The organism is Oceanobacillus luteolus, assembly GCF_042678205.1.
GTDB lineage: Bacteria > Bacillota > Bacilli > Bacillales > Amphibacillaceae > Oceanobacillus > Oceanobacillus luteolus.
In genome coordinates this window covers 1-15,330 of record NZ_JBHUDE010000005.1, presented here as the reverse complement: position 1 = coordinate 15,330, position 15,330 = coordinate 1, and the positions used below count along the sequence as shown (strand labels likewise).

General features: G+C 41.8%; 15 protein-coding genes and 1 pseudogene. 6 read left to right on the top strand and 10 right to left on the bottom strand.

The features are described from left to right. Window positions 1–23 precede the first annotated feature (23 nt). On the top strand, window positions 24–1,220 hold the full coding sequence (locus ACFSBH_RS00600) for a coenzyme F420-0:L-glutamate ligase (RefSeq protein ID WP_251514017.1): 1,197 nt from the start codon (window positions 24–26) through the stop codon (window positions 1,218–1,220). 298 nt (window positions 1,221–1,518) lie between these two features. On the opposite strand, the gene ACFSBH_RS00595 is transcribed toward ACFSBH_RS00600, so the two are convergent. Both ACFSBH_RS00595 and ACFSBH_RS00590 read right to left on the bottom strand, forming a co-directional pair. Then, window positions 1,519–2,022, bottom strand: coding sequence for an LURP-one-related/scramblase family protein (locus ACFSBH_RS00595; protein ID WP_251514016.1), 504 nt, complete (start codon window positions 2,020–2,022; stop codon window positions 1,519–1,521). A 65-nt stretch (window positions 2,023–2,087) separates the two neighbouring features. Next, on the bottom strand, window positions 2,088–2,930 hold the full coding sequence (locus ACFSBH_RS00590; RefSeq protein WP_379595554.1) for an aldo/keto reductase: 843 nt from the start codon (window positions 2,928–2,930) through the stop codon (window positions 2,088–2,090). A gap of 110 nt (window positions 2,931–3,040) precedes the next feature. Here ACFSBH_RS00590 and ACFSBH_RS00585 point away from each other — a divergent pair, with 110 nt between their 5' ends. From ACFSBH_RS00585 to ACFSBH_RS00575, 3 genes are all read left to right on the top strand, one after another. Continuing rightward, a complete protein-coding gene (locus ACFSBH_RS00585; RefSeq protein WP_379595552.1) occupies window positions 3,041–4,042 on the top strand; it encodes an aromatic acid exporter family protein in 1,002 nt (333 codons plus the stop codon). Then, complete coding sequence (gene menC / locus ACFSBH_RS00580) at window positions 4,039–5,145, top strand: o-succinylbenzoate synthase (protein ID WP_379595550.1); 1,107 nt, start codon at window positions 4,039–4,041, stop codon at window positions 5,143–5,145. Before ACFSBH_RS00585 ends, menC begins: the two co-directional genes overlap by 4 nt. 447 nt (window positions 5,146–5,592) lie before the next feature. Continuing rightward, window positions 5,593–5,916 carry a pyrophosphohydrolase domain-containing protein gene (locus tag ACFSBH_RS00575; RefSeq protein WP_379595548.1) on the top strand — a complete coding sequence of 108 codons (324 nt, stop codon included), beginning with the start codon at window positions 5,593–5,595 and terminating at the stop codon, window positions 5,914–5,916. 17 nt (window positions 5,917–5,933) lie between these two features. On the opposite strand, the gene ACFSBH_RS00570 is transcribed toward ACFSBH_RS00575, so the two are convergent. The 7 genes from ACFSBH_RS00570 to larE all read right to left on the bottom strand — a co-directional run bounded on the left by ACFSBH_RS00570 (window position 5,934) and on the right by larE (window position 10,898). Further along, complete coding sequence (locus ACFSBH_RS00570; protein ID WP_251514011.1) at window positions 5,934–6,389, bottom strand: DMT family transporter; 456 nt, start codon at window positions 6,387–6,389, stop codon at window positions 5,934–5,936. A gap of 11 nt (window positions 6,390–6,400) precedes the next feature. Further along, window positions 6,401–6,829 carry a DMT family transporter gene (locus ACFSBH_RS00565; RefSeq protein WP_251517571.1) on the bottom strand — a complete coding sequence of 143 codons (429 nt, stop codon included), beginning with the start codon at window positions 6,827–6,829 and terminating at the stop codon, window positions 6,401–6,403. Window positions 6,830–6,956: 127 nt separating this feature from the next. After that, the gene (locus tag ACFSBH_RS00560; RefSeq protein ID WP_379595545.1) at window positions 6,957–7,709 is read right to left on the bottom strand and encodes a LysM peptidoglycan-binding domain-containing protein; all 753 of its coding nucleotides are present in this window, start codon (window positions 7,707–7,709) and stop codon (window positions 6,957–6,959) included. Between the two features lie 155 nt (window positions 7,710–7,864). Next, window positions 7,865–8,329 carry a nickel pincer cofactor biosynthesis protein LarC2 gene (gene larC2 / locus ACFSBH_RS00555; protein WP_379595543.1) on the bottom strand — a complete coding sequence of 155 codons (465 nt, stop codon included), beginning with the start codon at window positions 8,327–8,329 and terminating at the stop codon, window positions 7,865–7,867. Between the two features lies 1 nt (window position 8,330). After that, complete coding sequence (larB, locus tag ACFSBH_RS00550; RefSeq protein ID WP_379595541.1) at window positions 8,331–9,077, bottom strand: nickel pincer cofactor biosynthesis protein LarB; 747 nt, start codon at window positions 9,075–9,077, stop codon at window positions 8,331–8,333. A 21-nt stretch (window positions 9,078–9,098) separates the two neighbouring features. Continuing rightward, window positions 9,099–9,974: a nickel pincer cofactor biosynthesis protein LarC gene (larC, locus tag ACFSBH_RS00545; protein WP_251517576.1), complete on the bottom strand. Its 876-nt coding sequence runs from the start codon at window positions 9,972–9,974 to the stop codon at window positions 9,099–9,101. Window positions 9,975–10,070: 96 nt separating this feature from the next. Continuing rightward, window positions 10,071–10,898 (bottom strand): ATP-dependent sacrificial sulfur transferase LarE, encoded by an 828-nt coding sequence (gene larE / locus ACFSBH_RS00540; RefSeq protein ID WP_251517577.1) that lies wholly within the window; start codon window positions 10,896–10,898, stop codon window positions 10,071–10,073. A 724-nt stretch (window positions 10,899–11,622) separates the two neighbouring features. Between larE and ACFSBH_RS00535 the strand changes: the two genes are divergently transcribed. Beyond that, window positions 11,623–12,966 (top strand): hypothetical protein, encoded by a 1,344-nt coding sequence (locus ACFSBH_RS00535; RefSeq protein WP_379595539.1) that lies wholly within the window; start codon window positions 11,623–11,625, stop codon window positions 12,964–12,966. Between the two features lie 40 nt (window positions 12,967–13,006). Here ACFSBH_RS00535 and ACFSBH_RS00530 read toward each other — a convergent pair. Further along, window positions 13,007–13,658: pseudogene (locus ACFSBH_RS00530) on the bottom strand (YdeI/OmpD-associated family protein). A gap of 84 nt (window positions 13,659–13,742) precedes the next feature. Here ACFSBH_RS00530 and ACFSBH_RS00525 point away from each other — a divergent pair. Beyond that, entirely contained in the window at window positions 13,743–14,954 is a 1,212-nt protein-coding gene (locus ACFSBH_RS00525; RefSeq protein ID WP_379595537.1) for a PLL family lectin, read from the top strand. Window positions 14,955–15,330 lie beyond the last annotated feature (376 nt).

Genomic DNA, 15,330 nt, shown 5'->3' with positions numbered 1-15,330 from the left:
CTTGAAACAGAGGAGAGATTAGATTGGAAAGAGTAGTTGGAACGACAGTACGTGGACTCAGAGCACCAATTATAAACGAAGGTGATGATTTAGAGAAAATCGTTGTGGATACCGTATTGAACGCCGCAGAGGTGGAAGGAATCACGATTCAAGATCGCGACATCGTATCCCTGACTGAATCCATCGTTGCACGAGCACAAGGGAATTACGCTAGTATTGATGCGATTGCAGCGGATGTGAGTGAGAAATTCGGTGATGAGACGGTCGGAGTGATTTTCCCAATTCTAAGCCGTAACCGTTTTGCAAACTGCTTAAGCGGGATAGCAAGAGGTGTGAAAAAGGTCGTGCTTATGCTGAGCTATCCTTCAGATGAGGTCGGTAACCACTTAGTAAGCATTGATGATCTCGATGAAAAAGGCATCAATCCATGGACAGACAACTTAACAGAAGAACAGTTCCGTGAACTATTCGGCAACCAGAAACACCCTTTTACAGGCGTTGATTATATCGAATATTACCGCAGCCTTGTCGAAGCGGAAGGAATCAGCTGTGAGATTATCTTTTCCAATCACGCAAAGTCCATTCTTGATTATACAAAGCATGTACTCGCATGCGACATCCACTCCCGCTTCCGGACAAAACGTATCTTAAAGAATCACGGTGCGGAAACTGTGTATGGTTTGGATGATATTTTAACGGAACCAGTGAACGGCAGCGGCTATAACGAAGCTTTTGGACTGCTCGGCTGTAATAAAGCGACGGATGATAGCGTGAAGCTATTCCCGAATAAATGCCAAGGGCTCGTTGATGGTATCCAAGCAAAAATTAAAGAAGCAACAGGAAAAACTGTTGAAGTAATGGTTTACGGAGATGGTGCTTTCAAAGACCCTGCAGGGAAAATTTGGGAGCTTGCTGACCCTGTCGTTTCACCGGCTTATACGAAAGGCTTGGAAGGAACGCCAAATGAAATTAAATTAAAATATTTGGCTGACAATAACTTCAGCCATCTTCGCGGTGAAGAACTGGACAAAGCAATCGCAGAGTATATTGAAAACAAAAGTGATGACCTTGTTGGATCAGTGGAAGCCCAAGGTACAACACCAAGAAAACTTACGGACTTGATTGGTTCTTTATCTGATTTAACCTCAGGCAGCGGAGATAAAGGTACACCGTTTGTCTTTATTCAAGGGTATTTTGATAACTATACGAGCGGAAAATAGAGGATTCTTGTTGGGGCGAGCGGATTTGACTGTGGCATGAGCGATTCGGGCTATGGGGTGAGCGCTTTTGGCTAAGGTATGAGCGGTTCCGGGTCTGGGGCGAGCGCTTTTGAATATGGTATGAGCGGTTTCGACTCCGGGGCGAGCGCTTTTGAATATGGTATGAGCGGTTTCGGATCTGGGGTGAGCGCTTTTGGCTAAGGTATGAGCGGTTTCGACTCTGGGGTGAGCGCTTTTAGCTCTGATATGAACAATTAAATGGGACTGAGGGGAAATTGATTCTCCTCTGTCCCATTTTCTAATCTCCAAAGCTTGCGGAGGATGCTGCGGACGACTGATCTGCTTTCACGCAATCTATGGCAATGACAAGGGCGATGATTAGCTTTTCCACTGATTCGTCCATCACTTTCACCTGGTAGCTGTCTCCCCAGGAAAACCATTTTTTACTCACTTCACCGATCAACTCACCGTGCTGGTAGATTCCAAAGTCCATGTCCCACCAGTCACCTTCTACCTCTAAGCCAAGCGCATCAATTGTAAATTTCGATTTAAAGAAAGTGAATTCCTTTTTGATCGTGATGACTTCCTGCCCATCGATGGAAACCGTGAATTTCGGCAACCATGTTAAGAAATGTTTCGTGATCTGCGCAACTTCCGAGCCCCCAGTATCGGATACGGTAAAAACTTTCGGGACCTTAAGGAAGCTGCCCTCGACAAAATACACATCTCGTTCATCCGCATCTTTTACCGTAAATCGGCCTCTCATACTTAATACTTTCTGTTTAATATACAGCTCTTTCATAGCTGTCTTCCTTCCTAAAGGTCGTAGCCTATTAAAATGTTGCTAGTGAACTTTTTTACGACACATTAAAATTCCTCATATTCTGCAGGGTCTTGATTTTTTTGTCTTCCATCTATGTGGGACAAGGTGGCAATTTTATTCATTTCATCATCCGTTAATGAAAAATCAAAAATGGAAATGTTCTCAAGCTGACGTTCGGAAGATGTGGATCTTGGAATGGAAATCGATCCTAGTTGATAATGCCAACGTAAAATGACTTGTGATACCGATTTATTGTGACGTGCTGCGATTGGAGTTAAAATGTCATTGTCCAACACATTCTTCACCCGTGCAAGTGGGCTCCAAGACTGAGTCTGTACATTGTTTTCCTGATGCCACTTCCGCTGCTCTTCTTGATTGAAAAATGGATGTAATTCAATTTGATTCACACTTGGCTTCACACCAGTTTCTCTTTCTAGGCGTTCGATATGTTCTGGAAGGAAGTTACTTACTCCAATAGAACGGACCAAGCCCCATTTTTTTGCATCAATCAGTGCCTGCCAAGCTTCCACATAGACATCCTGTTTTGGATTTGGCCAGTGGATTAAGTATAGATCATAATAATCTAAATTCGCCCGATATAATGATTCTTGGATCGCCTCAACCGCCAGGTCATATGTATGGTATCGACCAGGTAACTTTGACGCAATCAGCAATTCCTCACGGCGGACCGAACTTCTTCTGATAGCTTCGCCCACGGTTCCTTCATTTTCATAATTATACGCACTGTCGAGCAAACGATAGCCGTGGTCAATCGCACTTGTAATCGACCGAACCCCAGCTGCCCCTTTCAGCTTATAGGTACCAAGACCGATTACAGGTACCGTCAGTCCATCGTTTAATGTCACTTCAGGTATGGCTTTACTCAAGATGATCTCCCCATTTCATTGATTGTCTTTATTGTCTAATAACTTTAGTATAGCATAACAAGTGAGTCTCTATAGTTTATAATGGTTGTATACAGAGGAAGGTGTTTCAGATGGTCGGTATGGGATATCGAACAATTAAAACTGCCGTTGGTGCAGGAATTGCCATGTGGCTAGCAAGTTTATTCAATTTGGAATTTGCCACTTTTGCTGCAATTATCGTCATCATGTGTATTGAAACAACGAAAAAACGGACCCTCCATACGATTAAAGATAAGCTTTTCGCATCGCTTTTATCGTTGGTGCTAGGTGCGATTGTATTTGAATTAGCTGGCTATCATCCGGTTGTCTTCGCTCTATTCATTCTCTTTTTCATGCCGATTTTGGTAAAGGCCAAGATTCAAAATGGCTTTGTCACGAGTATGGTTGTGCTTCTCCATATTTATTCAATCGGGGAAGTGAGTGTGGAAATCTTCCTTGATGAGCTATTAATCATTGCTATTGGTATGGGAATAGCGATACTTACGAATAGTGTCATGCCAAGCTTTAAAGAAGATATAAATCAACATAAATACAAAGTGGAAGAGAAGTTTACGAAGATTTTTCATGAGTTTCACGCATTTTTACAAGATAAAGACCGGAACTGGGACGGCAAGGAAATCAAGGAAGCTCAGGGTTTAATCAATCAAGCCAAATCCATCGTCATTCAAGATATCGAAAACCATTTATATCGTGAAAAAAATAAGGATTACTACTACTTCAACATGCGCTCTGAACAACTTGAAATTGTTAAACGAATGGTAACGATTGTTGGTATTGTCGCCAGCTCCGAAGTACATGTAAAACAAAAAGGGATGATCGCGGATTTATTTTTGTACATCAGCAAAAATGTCCGCTCGATGAACATTGACTACTCCCTGGATTTGCTTGAGGCTTATGAGCAATCGATCCGTGAAATGGAGTTACCGAAATCAAGGGATGAATTTGAAGTTCGGGCAAATTTATTCTATTTAAACTTTGAGATTAAAAACTACCTGACGATCAAAAAGAAGATTATGGACCAACTTGGAGCTAAATCCAAACTTTCCAAAGAACAGGAAGGAGAAGAGTCATGAAACTTACAGAAATCACCATCCGTCACTTACAAATGGAATTGAAGTCACCCTTTTCGACCAGCTTCGGAACATTGAAGAACAGGGACTTTTTATTACTTGAAGCGAAAAGTGACGACGGCCTCATCGGCTGGGGGGAATCCGTCGCTTTTTACTCCCCATGGTATACGGAAGAAACGATGAAAACGAACTGGCATATGCTCGAGGATTTTTTGATTCCACTTATTTTAAACAAAGAAATCAACCATCCTGACGAGGTAAGTGAAATATTTGCCTCAATCCGTAAAAACAACATGGCGAAAGCAGCAATTGAAGGAGCGGTATGGGATATCTATGCTCAGCAGACTAATCAGTCGCTCGCCCAAGCTTTAGGCGGAAAACAGAAACGGATCGAAGTCGGCGTCAGTATCGGGATTCAGTCAACAATCGAAGAGCTCATCGCGCTGGTAGATAGCTACGTGAAGGAAGGCTATAAACGGATGAAGGTGAAAATCAAGCCAGGCTGGGATGTAGATGTCATCCGTGCTTTACGGGATGAATTTCCGGATGTTGCAATTATGGCTGATGCGAATTCAGCCTACACCTTGAATGATATCGAGTTATTAAAGCAACTCGATGAGTTTGATCTCATGATGATTGAACAACCTTTGGCTGCAGATGATATCGTTGACCATGGCGTCCTACAAAAAGAACTGAAAACCCCAATATGCCTTGATGAAAGTATATGTTCTTTAGAAGATGCGAGAAAAGCGGTCGAGCTTGGAAGCACAAAGGTGATTAATGTGAAAATCGGCCGGGTTGGCGGCCTAACCGAAGCTAGGAGAATCCATGATTACTGCGCGGAAAAAGGGCTCCCAGTTTGGTGTGGCGGCATGCTTGAATCAGGAATTGGACGGGCCCATAACATTGCGCTGACCTCATTGCCGAATTTTACCTTGCCAGGTGATACGTCAGGTTCAAATCGATATTGGGAAAGAGATATTATAACTCCGGAAGTCGTGGCAGTGGACGGGATGATTGAAGTACCCCAAACTGTCGGGATTGGTTATGAAATAGACAGAGAAGCGGTGGAAGCTTTCACTGTGGGGAAGAAGCATTATCGTTGATTTAGATGAAAAGCGATCTTCTATTGTAAGATTGTTTCTGAAATGGAAGGCTTTCATGACTTGAGGGAACCGCTATTGTAAGATTTTCATCAAGACAGAAGGGCTTCATGACATGAGAGACCCTCTATTGTTAGCTTTCAACCGAAACAAGGGTGATTCAGGACAAGAGGACCACTCTATTGTCAGTTTTACACCAAATCAAAAGTCATTCATGACAGGAGACACCCTCTATTGTCAGTTTTACACCAAATCAAAAGTCATTCATGACAAGAGACAGCTTCTGTTGTCAGTTTTCAACCAAAATAGAAAGTCTTCATGACAAGAGGGCCACTCTATCATCGTTTTACATCAAATTAATTAACTTCATGTTTTCCCTACCAAAATTCAGGGAATATTTTTAGGACTTATCCTCAGCATAATAACAAGTAACAAAAAAGGAGTGTTCTGATGACAACCTACAATAAGCTTGTTCGTGACCGTATTCCAGAGATACTTGATGAGGCTGGGAAAAAGTATAATGTGGAGACGCTGAACCATGACCGTTATATTTTGGAACTGCGAAAAAAGTTGATGGAAGAACTCAGCGAATATCAAGAAGCAGCAAATGATGAGGAATCACTGGGAGAACTCGCAGATATTCTGGAAGTAATTTATGCACTTACTGAAGTACATGGCGAATCATTTGAAAAACTAGAACAGCTGCGTAAACAAAAAGCTGAGGAAAATGGAGCTTTTGCGGATAAAGTATATTTAATGGATGTGGAAGAATAGAGACCGAGGCATTTAGGTTATTCCTGAATGCCTCTTTTATTCCCTTTGTAAACGAAAAAAAGTGCAAGCGCCATAAAGAAAATAGCCAGCCTACGATTGGAGTCAATAGGTATCACAGCTCCGTTAAACATGCCGAAATGATCAATAATGAGGCCCATGAATAGTTGTCCGCTAATGACGAGGATGCTCGTTGCGGCCACTCCAATTTTAGGAACAGCAAATACACTGAAAAGAACATATAACGTACCACAAAACACGGCACTCAACTGCCATTTCGGAGCGTCAAATATTGCCAACAGGTCACCTTGACCGAAGAAAAGGACAAGAATGGCTAGAAATCCTGTGCCGGTAAAGAAGGAAATAAAAGAAGCTTCAATTACTCCTATATTTCTGCCAAGAGTACCATTCACCGCCGCTTGACTATTGAGCATAATGCCACCAATGACGGTAAATAGAATTGCGAATGTAGCCATCGTCTCTCCCCCTAATAGATTAAAACTAGTGCAATAAGCATGGAAATAATGGCAAAGATTTTTTCTTTATTTAGCTTTGCCCGTCTGCTCCCAAGCCAACCAAAGTGTTCAATAACCATACTTGTAATCAATTGACCGAGTATTAACGCCAACATGGCGAGTCCTACACCAATATATGGGACACTGATAATTAACGCTGATAAATATACGACGCCAAAAGCCCCGCCAACTAATGTCCACTTTGGTACTTTTGTGATCTTGGACATATTCCCTTTGCCAAAAAACAGCCAAAGCAAACCAAGCAGAATAGAAGCAACGAAAAAGTTATAAAAGTTCGTCTCCAACTGGCCAATGACCTGTCCAAGCTGTCCATATACCGCCCCTTGGATGCTCAGTAAAATTCCGCCGAGTAATGCTAATATGTAAGCTATATACCGCATGTCGACTTTCTCCTAACTTTTTTTACTATAGTATCCCACAAAAGACTGAAGACTGAAAACATTTCCGATAAATAAAATGACGCAAGCAACTGCTTACGCCATCTTTATTCCACTAGCTTTCAAAAAATTATTTAACACGCAGCTTTTGACCGATTTGAATTACATTTACGTTTGTAATATTATTTAGCCTCACCAATTCTGCTACCGTTGTGTTACATTTTCTAGCAATTCCAGATAAAATGTTTCCAGATTTAACTGTGTAGTAGACAGGATTAGCTGCATTCGGAATCGTTAAAACCTGGCCCACCCGAATAAAATTCGGATTACTAATATTGTTTGCCGCTTGAATGATTTTTACGGTCGTATTAAACTGCTGAGCGATTTTGCTGAGCGTATCCCCTGCTTTCACGATATACTTCTTGTTAGGAGCAGAAGCTGTCCCTGAATCGAAATTCCGAAGATATGCCGTTGGTTCCAGCGTGCTGTTTTCTTCATCAGACTCCCAGCCATAGGATGGCGCAGTTTTCTTCCGGACTTCGTAATGCAAATGAGAGCCGGTAACTCGCCCTGTTGCTCCTTGATAACCAATGAACTGGCCCATTTTAATATTCGTACCGGCCTTTACGGCGACACGATCTAGATGGGCATATAACTGCCCTCTGCCGTTCTTATCTCTTATTACTACAACATTTCCTAAATTACCTAAACCAGTACCAGACTTACCTAATCCGGCATATATGACCGTACCGGCGGTAAACGAGTAAATCGGAGCCTTATGGGCTTTGACAAGGTCAATACCTGAATGGAATTCTCTGACGCCACTTAATCGTCTCCATCCATAAGGACTCGTGACCCGATAACCTTCAAATGGATTCACCATTTTTTAGCCTCCTCTCTACTAGAAGATGCAATAGATAGTCCATACGTAAAGTTATCAACCTATTAATTTCAAAAACGAATGAATGTCATAGAATAAATAAAAAGAGCTGAGCGTACGAATTTGATTCGATACACACAGCTCATTATTTTAAAATTCTATAATTGTTTCCACACCGCAGCATAAACTTGTTTTAATGGTATTCCATGTTCCTCGGCAATCTTTCTGCACTCTTCATATTCAGGTGAGCTTTGGAAAACTTGTCCATCCTTTACACCCTGTTTGACAGTGATTGGACCCCATTCTGTTTCTACCTTGATGAATCTTCTTTCCATTCTGTGAACAGTAATCGGGTAATAGCGAATGCCCAACGTCGTTGTCTCTGCTAATAGAATCTCTTTCATGTCCTCCAATTTATCCGCGGAACATAAAAGCTGCAAAAGGACTCCAGGCCGATTTTTCTTCATATAAATCGGTGAGTAAATCACGTCATTCGCTCCGGCTTCAAATAGACGGTCCATGACATAGCCGAGCCACTCACCTGATGTATCATCGAGATTGACTTCCATTTTAAACATCTCTCTATCAATATGCTCCTCATTTGGAGGATGCTTGTTTTCCATATCAATCGCTCCCTTTACCCGCTAGTCGATCAATGAGAACAGCCTGATAGCCGCCACCAAAGCCATTATCGATATTGACGACACTCACACCACTTGCACATGAGTTCAACATGGTAAGTAGTGCGGAAACCCCATTAAAGCTGGCGCCGTAGCCGACACTCGTTGGAACTGCGATGACCGGATGGGAAACGAGTCCACCAACGACACTTGCCAGTGCCCCTTCCATACCCGCGACGACGACTGAAACCGTTGCACCTTGGATTTCCTCCGCATGGTCTAAGAGCCGATGGATTCCAGCTACTCCAACATCATAAAAACGTCTGACATTACTACCGAGCAGTTCAGCAATGACAGCCGCCTCCTCAGCCACTGGTAAATCCGACGTCCCTGCACAAAGGATGGCAATGTATCCTGTTCGTTTTTCCTGTGAATCAACCGCTTTCCAAGAAAGGATCCTTGCTGTCTCATGATAAGTAACCTCCGGATGCTTCACGAGAATTTCAGCTGCCTTCTCTTTATCTACCCGTGTTACTACAACATCATCGCCGCGCTTTTGCATCGCTTCGAAAATCGCCATAATCTGCTCAGGCGTTTTTCCTTCCCCAAAAATAAATTCAGGAAAACCCTGACGTTTTTTACGGTGATGATCCACCTTGGCAAAACCTAAATCCTCATAAGGCTTTAAAACTTTCATCGCTTCATCAATCGTCAGCTTACCTTCTTGCACCTGTCTTAAAATATTCTCCATATCGTCATCTGCCTTCCGTCGTTACTCTTCACCAATTACAACCCTTAACACGTTCGGATGCTTCGGAAAGCTTTTCGTACCTGCACCATACCCAATGGATTGTACTTTCATCGAAGGGAATGTGGTAAACTCCTCTGCCAATACCGCAATAAAAGCTGCTCCAGTTGGTGTGGTCAGCTCACCTTTCAAATCACTTTTCGAAAGTGGGACTCCTCTTAAAATCTCCAATGTTGCCGGTGCAGGAACTGGGTATACACCATGATCGATATGAATATGACCAGAGCCTGTAGGAACTGCGGATGATTTAATTTTTTCCACTCCCAGCTGTTCCAGTAAAATAGCTGTCCCGACAATATCAATGATGGAGTCGACCGCACCTACTTCATGGAAATGCACCTCATCAAGTGGCATTCCATGGATTTTTCCTTCTGCCTCGCCAATTTTCTTGAATATTTTAAGTGAAGTTTCTTTCACTTGTTCTGTCAGCTCAGATGAACGGATCATTTCCGCGATGTCACGATAGGAACGGTGATGATGGTGTCCGTGGTGATGGTGGTGATGCCCATGGTCGTGTTCATGGTCATGAACGTGTGAATGGGTATGTCCATGATGATAATCATGTGTATGGTTGTGCTCATCATGGGAATGTGTATGCTCCATATGTTCATGTGTGTGATCATGGTGATGATGCACATCATTCTTCAACAATACATCAAATTTTGTTGCTGTTATCCCATTTTTATTAACGCTCGTTACCTTTAACTCATATTCATCTTCTATATGTAACTTCTTCATTTCCGTTTCCAACTGGGAGAAATCACCGCCTGCATCGATTAACGCACCGATGGTCATATCCCCGCTAAGTCCGGAAAAACAATCAAAATAGAGGGTTTTCATTCTTGTTGCTCCTTTCGAGACAAAAAATCAGTATAGAATCATTTTAACCGTTAAAAAAGCAGTTTCCAATCTTTACGACTGAAAACTGCTTAGCTCTTAAGCGTAGGCTTTTTTCTCTTCCTGCTCAATCACTTCGTTCATGCTTCCTGTACGGTAACCTGCAAGGTCAACGGATACGTAGTCAAATCCGAATACTTTCAGTTGTTTACCAATTTCTTCGCGTTTGAAGAGTACTTCTGTAATTTTCTCTGGTGCGACTTCAATACGAGCCACGTTATCATGGTAGCGGACACGCACTTTTTCAAAGCCAAGAGATTGTAAGTATAGTTCCGCCTTGTTCACTTGGTCGATTAGGTCTGCACTCAACTCTGTTCCATAAGGAATACGGGATGCCAGGCTGCAAGATGCAACTTTATCCCAAACTGGAAGATCTAATTCTTTCGCCAATGCGCGAACATCAGTCTTATAGAAGTTTGCTTCCTGTAATACACTGCGGATGCCTTCTTCTGTTCTCGCTTTCAAACCAGGACGGAAATCCTCTTCGTCATCTTTAATCATGCCGTCTAACACGTATGGGTAATCCATTTCTTCTGCTAATTTATTAAGATGTGTGTAAAGTAATTTTTTACTGAAATACCAGCTGTCTGGATTGTTTGCCACAATTTCAGGTTGCTCAAGTTCTTTGATTTCTGTCGTATGGACACGTACTCCTAAATCTTTAGCAAGCTTTACAGCTGCTTCGAATTCCGAATCACGGAAAAGCTCTGAGTTTACTACAACTGCAAGTACGTCATCTCCTAATTCCTCTTGAGCACGTTTCAAGACAACTGCACTATCCACACCACCGGAAAATGCAACCATCACTCGACCCATATCTCGTAAAATCTTACCTAGTTGTTCGTTTTTCTCTTGAAGTTTAACCATTCCATTCACCTCGTTTAGTTGATCAATCAGGATTCGAAACCTTTTGTTCCTGATTTTCTTTCTTAAACTTATATCTATCGGCCATTTAATAAATCTAGAACGCAATCCACATCTCATCTTTATTAAATATCTGTATTTTAAGTATACAATAACTCCTCATCTTTAAACAAATCATTAAATCAAGCTTTCCAGACAATAATTTAATTTGTTTGAATGATTGTAACAATTTATAGTGCTTACGTATGAAAACGGATTAATATTGGCGATTATTTTCCGGATTCTATGAGAAGCATTCTAATTCGGGAAAATAGGATCATGTTATCTTCCGGAATCTACGAGATGGGTTTCCTTTTAGGAAAGTAGGGCAGGGATATTTTCCCGAAACAGTGTGAAGGCATCCTGTTCAGGAAAGTAAAGCAGGGGTATCTTCCCGAAACTACGTGAAGATCTCCTATTCAGGAAAATAAAACCATGATATCTTCCTAATACTGCGAGAAGACTTCCTCTTCAGGAAAGTAACCCCCCGATATCTTCCCCCAAACTAAAAGAAATCCTCCCGCTCAGGAAAGTAATCCAAATTTTATTCCCTGATAGATTAAGAGTCTGGTCCTGATTGCCTTATTATGGTAGAGTTAATATAAATTTTTGAAATATTAATAGAATCTAAAGTTTCTATTTTCCCGGAATTTGTTTTTGAAGCGTTGGTGAACAGGGGGTAGCCCAAGTGAAGATTATACCTTTTTATCTAATCTATGGTGCATTGTTTTTACTTTATATTATCAACGTTTATATACAATCATCCGCCATTGAATTCATCATCAGTTGGAGTACGCTGATTATTTTCATCCTCTCTTGGCGGCTTGCAAGTAAATTGTTTAAAATCATGAGTTTGCTTTTTGCACTGAGCGGGGTGCTGATGAATCTAAGTGGAGGGGTACCTTTTTATGAGATTCCACAGCAATTTATGAATAACATCCCGATGCTTATTTTCTTAAGTTTGCTGCCATGGATGGCAAGTGCGTTCAGTATTGGAGAGTACGACCGGGCATTGAAAAACATGAATAACACGAAGGATGGCAAGCTTTCCGGCATGTATGGAAAATCGTTGGCGACAACTTATAGCTTAACCGTTTTTATTAATGTATCTGCCATATATATCGTACAGCAGATTCTCATCGAAAAATTAAAAGGCATCGATGAAGCGGTAAGAAATGATTATTTGATCCAAGTGACATTACGGACATTTGCCCTGGCGGCGTTTTGGAGCCCAATGGAAATACTGTTTGGGATTACAATCGAAGCGACGGGAGTAAGCTTCTTATCTTATTTACCTTGGCTGTTGTTATGTTCATTCTTAGTGGCGATTATAGAGGTGTTTAATAGCAAGCGAAAGTTCGCCGAAATTCATATACCAGCTGAACAGGTAAACAAAAAGGAACTTGTACAGGCGCTAGTGAAACTATTCTTCGTTTTATCGGCATTTTTTGCCGTGATTATTACAGCAAACCATTATACGACGTGGAATTTTATATTTACAGTAGCGATGGTTATTTTTCCTTTTACATTGATTTGGTCCCTGTTCATGCGCCGTGCAGTAAAGTTTTTAAAATATGGATGGGAGAATTGGAAGAACTATAACAATGGCATGCAAAATTTTGCTGTGCTCTTCTTGTCTTTAGCGATATTCTCACAAGGATTTAATCAGACCAGCATTCCACTTTTCTTGCAAAATATCCTAGGACATATATCAGACTATACACTATTAATCTTTCTATTCATTCCTGCGGTTTACTTTGCAATGGGAATGATTGGGGTCCACCCGATAGCAACAATTGCAATTTTGCTCGAAGTGCTGAATCCTTTATTCGGCACTATCAATCCACTAAGTATTGGGATTGTACTCGTCGTTTCAGCAATGGCGACCACACCGTCATCTCCATATGGAATTAATACAACACTTACTGTGCAGAGCATCCACGTATCGCCTTACTATGTGACAAAGAAAAACTTTTCCTTTTCTTTGCTGGTGGCGGGGATGGGGATTCTCATTGCAATGCTTCTGCTTTGAAACTAATTGAAGTGGGTCAGATAAATTGGACCCACTTTAATTAGTTTTTATGTTTCCGATAGAGCTCTACTGATTTGTATCCTTGAGATAATATATCAATCATTTCTGCCTGGCGCTTATCCCGAGTTTTCTGTTGCTTCGCCGAAAATAAGTAGCGGGCCCAACCACGTTGATAGCCTGGTGTCAGCTCTTTAAAGAATTGCAATTCATTCGGATGTTCTGCTAACATTTGCTCCACATCCTTCACCTTCTCCTCATAATCTCCAACACGATGACTTGCAGCTGAAGACTTCTTAGAAGATTTCTTTTCTCTTTTTAACCCAACTACCGTAAATACCTCATCCATACTAACCATGCGGGAAAACTTCAATTCACTATCCAGCACATAACCGTCCTCACCCACCTGTAAAGCGGGGAAAATTTCATCACGATGGATATACGTGTCGTATCGTTTATTTCCCTTTTTTCGGGTAGGCGAAAAATAGATAGCCTTTCTCCTGTATTGAATTCTCCTTAATAACCTGGAGTATGTGCTGCTTCATCTCGTCGAGCATTTCAATAAAGATGAAAATTGCATCATGCTCTCCCTCGAGCTTTGTCTTAAATTCATCAAACAAATGATAATCGGACGGCTCATGTAACACAGCCATATTTTCATATTTACTTAATTTCAACTTATCGATGATCGTCACAAGAACACTCCTTTATGTTAAATATAGACGATTGTCACTTCCAATTTTCCTTGCATATGCTAATGAAAAAGCGGAGGTATCAATATGTATTACTACCCATATTATTTAGCACCAGCACCAATGCCCGTTTATCCATATGGAAACCCATATATGGATATGCGGCAACAAATGAATGCTCAACAAATCATGCAACGGCTTCGTTCCGAGCATGGTAATCTATATACACAACTTGAGCAGGCCGGCATGAACAGACAAATTGCCGATTACGCCTTTTTCTTTATCGTTAATTATACACTGAATCAAGCAAATACAAACCAAAGTGCCAATCAAATTTATCAGCAGTTCCAAAGACAAGTCCCTTGGTTCACCTTGTTGTTTACCCAACTTAATATACCAAGGAATGTCATGGACCGTATATTAACGCAAGTCATTCAAATTGTATTGGATCTCATACGACCTGGTCAGCCTAGCCCTGGTCCTGGCGGCGGGTGGTCAGGCTGGGAAAGTTTAGGTGGTGCGCTGACATCAGCACCTGCAGCAGCATCTTGGCAAAATAACCGACTAGACGTCTTCGCTCGCGGTACTGACAATGCGCTCTATCATATTTGGTGGGATGGCAGCAGATGGAGTAACTGGGAAAGCCTTGGTGGCGTTCTAACATCCTCGCCTGGTGCAGTTTCTTGGGGACCGAACCGAATTGATGTATTTGTTCGTGGAACAGACAACGCACTTTATCATAAATGGTGGGATGGCAGCAGATGGAATGATTGGGAAAGTCTTGGCGGCACATTGACAAGCGGGCCAGCTGCTTCTTCACGCCGAGCAAATCAGCTCGATGTTTTTGTGAGAGGTACGGGGAACCGGCTTTATAGACGATCTTGGAATGGATCCCGTTGGGAAGAGTGGGAAGACCTCGGCGGTAACTTGAATTCAGAACCGGCAGCTGTTTCCTGGGGACCGAACCGCATCGATGTGTTCGCAAGAGGACAAAATAATAATTTGATTCACAAGTGGTGGAACGGAAACACATGGAGTAATTGGAAAAACCTCGGAGGAACGTTTACGAGCGCACCAGCTGTATCTTCCAGAAGGGCAAATCGGTTAGAGGTCTTTGCTCGAGGCAGAGGAAATAGACTTTTCCGAAGAGAGTGGAACGGCACTCGCTGGAGTGAATGGGAAGACCTTGGAGGCAACTTGAATTCTGCCCCAGCTGCCGTCTCTTGGGGGCCGAACCGTACAGATGTCTTTGCAAGAGGGCAAAATCAGGATTTGATTCATTTGTGGCGGGGACAATAATGTGCATTCTTATTCCTAAACTCCTTATAAAAGCATAAACAAGAAAATTTCAGTTGTATTAGTGTTCCTAGATGCCTTGTAAATGTACGAACGGGGGAAATTTCTTTGCATTCGTGTTCCTAGATGCCTTGTAACTGCACGAAAAGAGGATGTTTTTTTGCATTCGTGTTCTTAGAAGCCCTATAACTGCACGAAAGGAGGATATTTATTTGCATTCGTGTTCTTAGAAGCCCTATAACTACACGAACGGAGGATATTTATTTGCATTCGTGATAACGTCCTTATAATTGTGTAAAAAGGTATAAAAAAATAGGTCATCTTCCAGACCCATGTTAAAATATTTTCGACCAAGAAAACAACACATGGAGGTAGGAAA

Bases quoted from the DNA above. Each gene is read 5' to 3' on its own strand.
- ACFSBH_RS00525 (WP_379595537.1), top strand. From the start codon at position 13,743: ATGTATTACTACCCATATTATTTAGCACCAGCACCAATGCCCGTTTAT.
- ACFSBH_RS00595 (WP_251514016.1), bottom strand. From the start codon at position 2,022: ATGAAAGAGCTGTATATTAAACAGAAAGTATTAAGTATGAGAGGCCGA.
- ACFSBH_RS00575 (WP_379595548.1), top strand. From the start codon at position 5,593: ATGACAACCTACAATAAGCTTGTTCGTGACCGTATTCCAGAGATACTT.
- ACFSBH_RS00560 (WP_379595545.1), bottom strand. From the start codon at position 7,709: ATGGTGAATCCATTTGAAGGTTATCGGGTCACGAGTCCTTATGGATGG.
- menC (WP_379595550.1), top strand. From the start codon at position 4,039: ATGAAACTTACAGAAATCACCATCCGTCACTTACAAATGGAATTGAAG.
- larE (WP_251517577.1), bottom strand. From the start codon at position 10,898: ATGGTTAAACTTCAAGAGAAAAACGAACAACTAGGTAAGATTTTACGA.
- larB (WP_379595541.1), bottom strand. From the start codon at position 9,077: ATGGAGAATATTTTAAGACAGGTGCAAGAAGGTAAGCTGACGATTGAT.
- ACFSBH_RS00570 (WP_251514011.1), bottom strand. From the start codon at position 6,389: ATGGCTACATTCGCAATTCTATTTACCGTCATTGGTGGCATTATGCTC.
- ACFSBH_RS00565 (WP_251517571.1), bottom strand. From the start codon at position 6,829: ATGCGGTATATAGCTTACATATTAGCATTACTCGGCGGAATTTTACTG.
- ACFSBH_RS00585 (WP_379595552.1), top strand. From the start codon at position 3,041: ATGGTCGGTATGGGATATCGAACAATTAAAACTGCCGTTGGTGCAGGA.
- larC (WP_251517576.1), bottom strand. From the start codon at position 9,974: ATGAAAACCCTCTATTTTGATTGTTTTTCCGGACTTAGCGGGGATATG.
- larC2 (WP_379595543.1), bottom strand. From the start codon at position 8,329: ATGGAAAACAAGCATCCTCCAAATGAGGAGCATATTGATAGAGAGATG.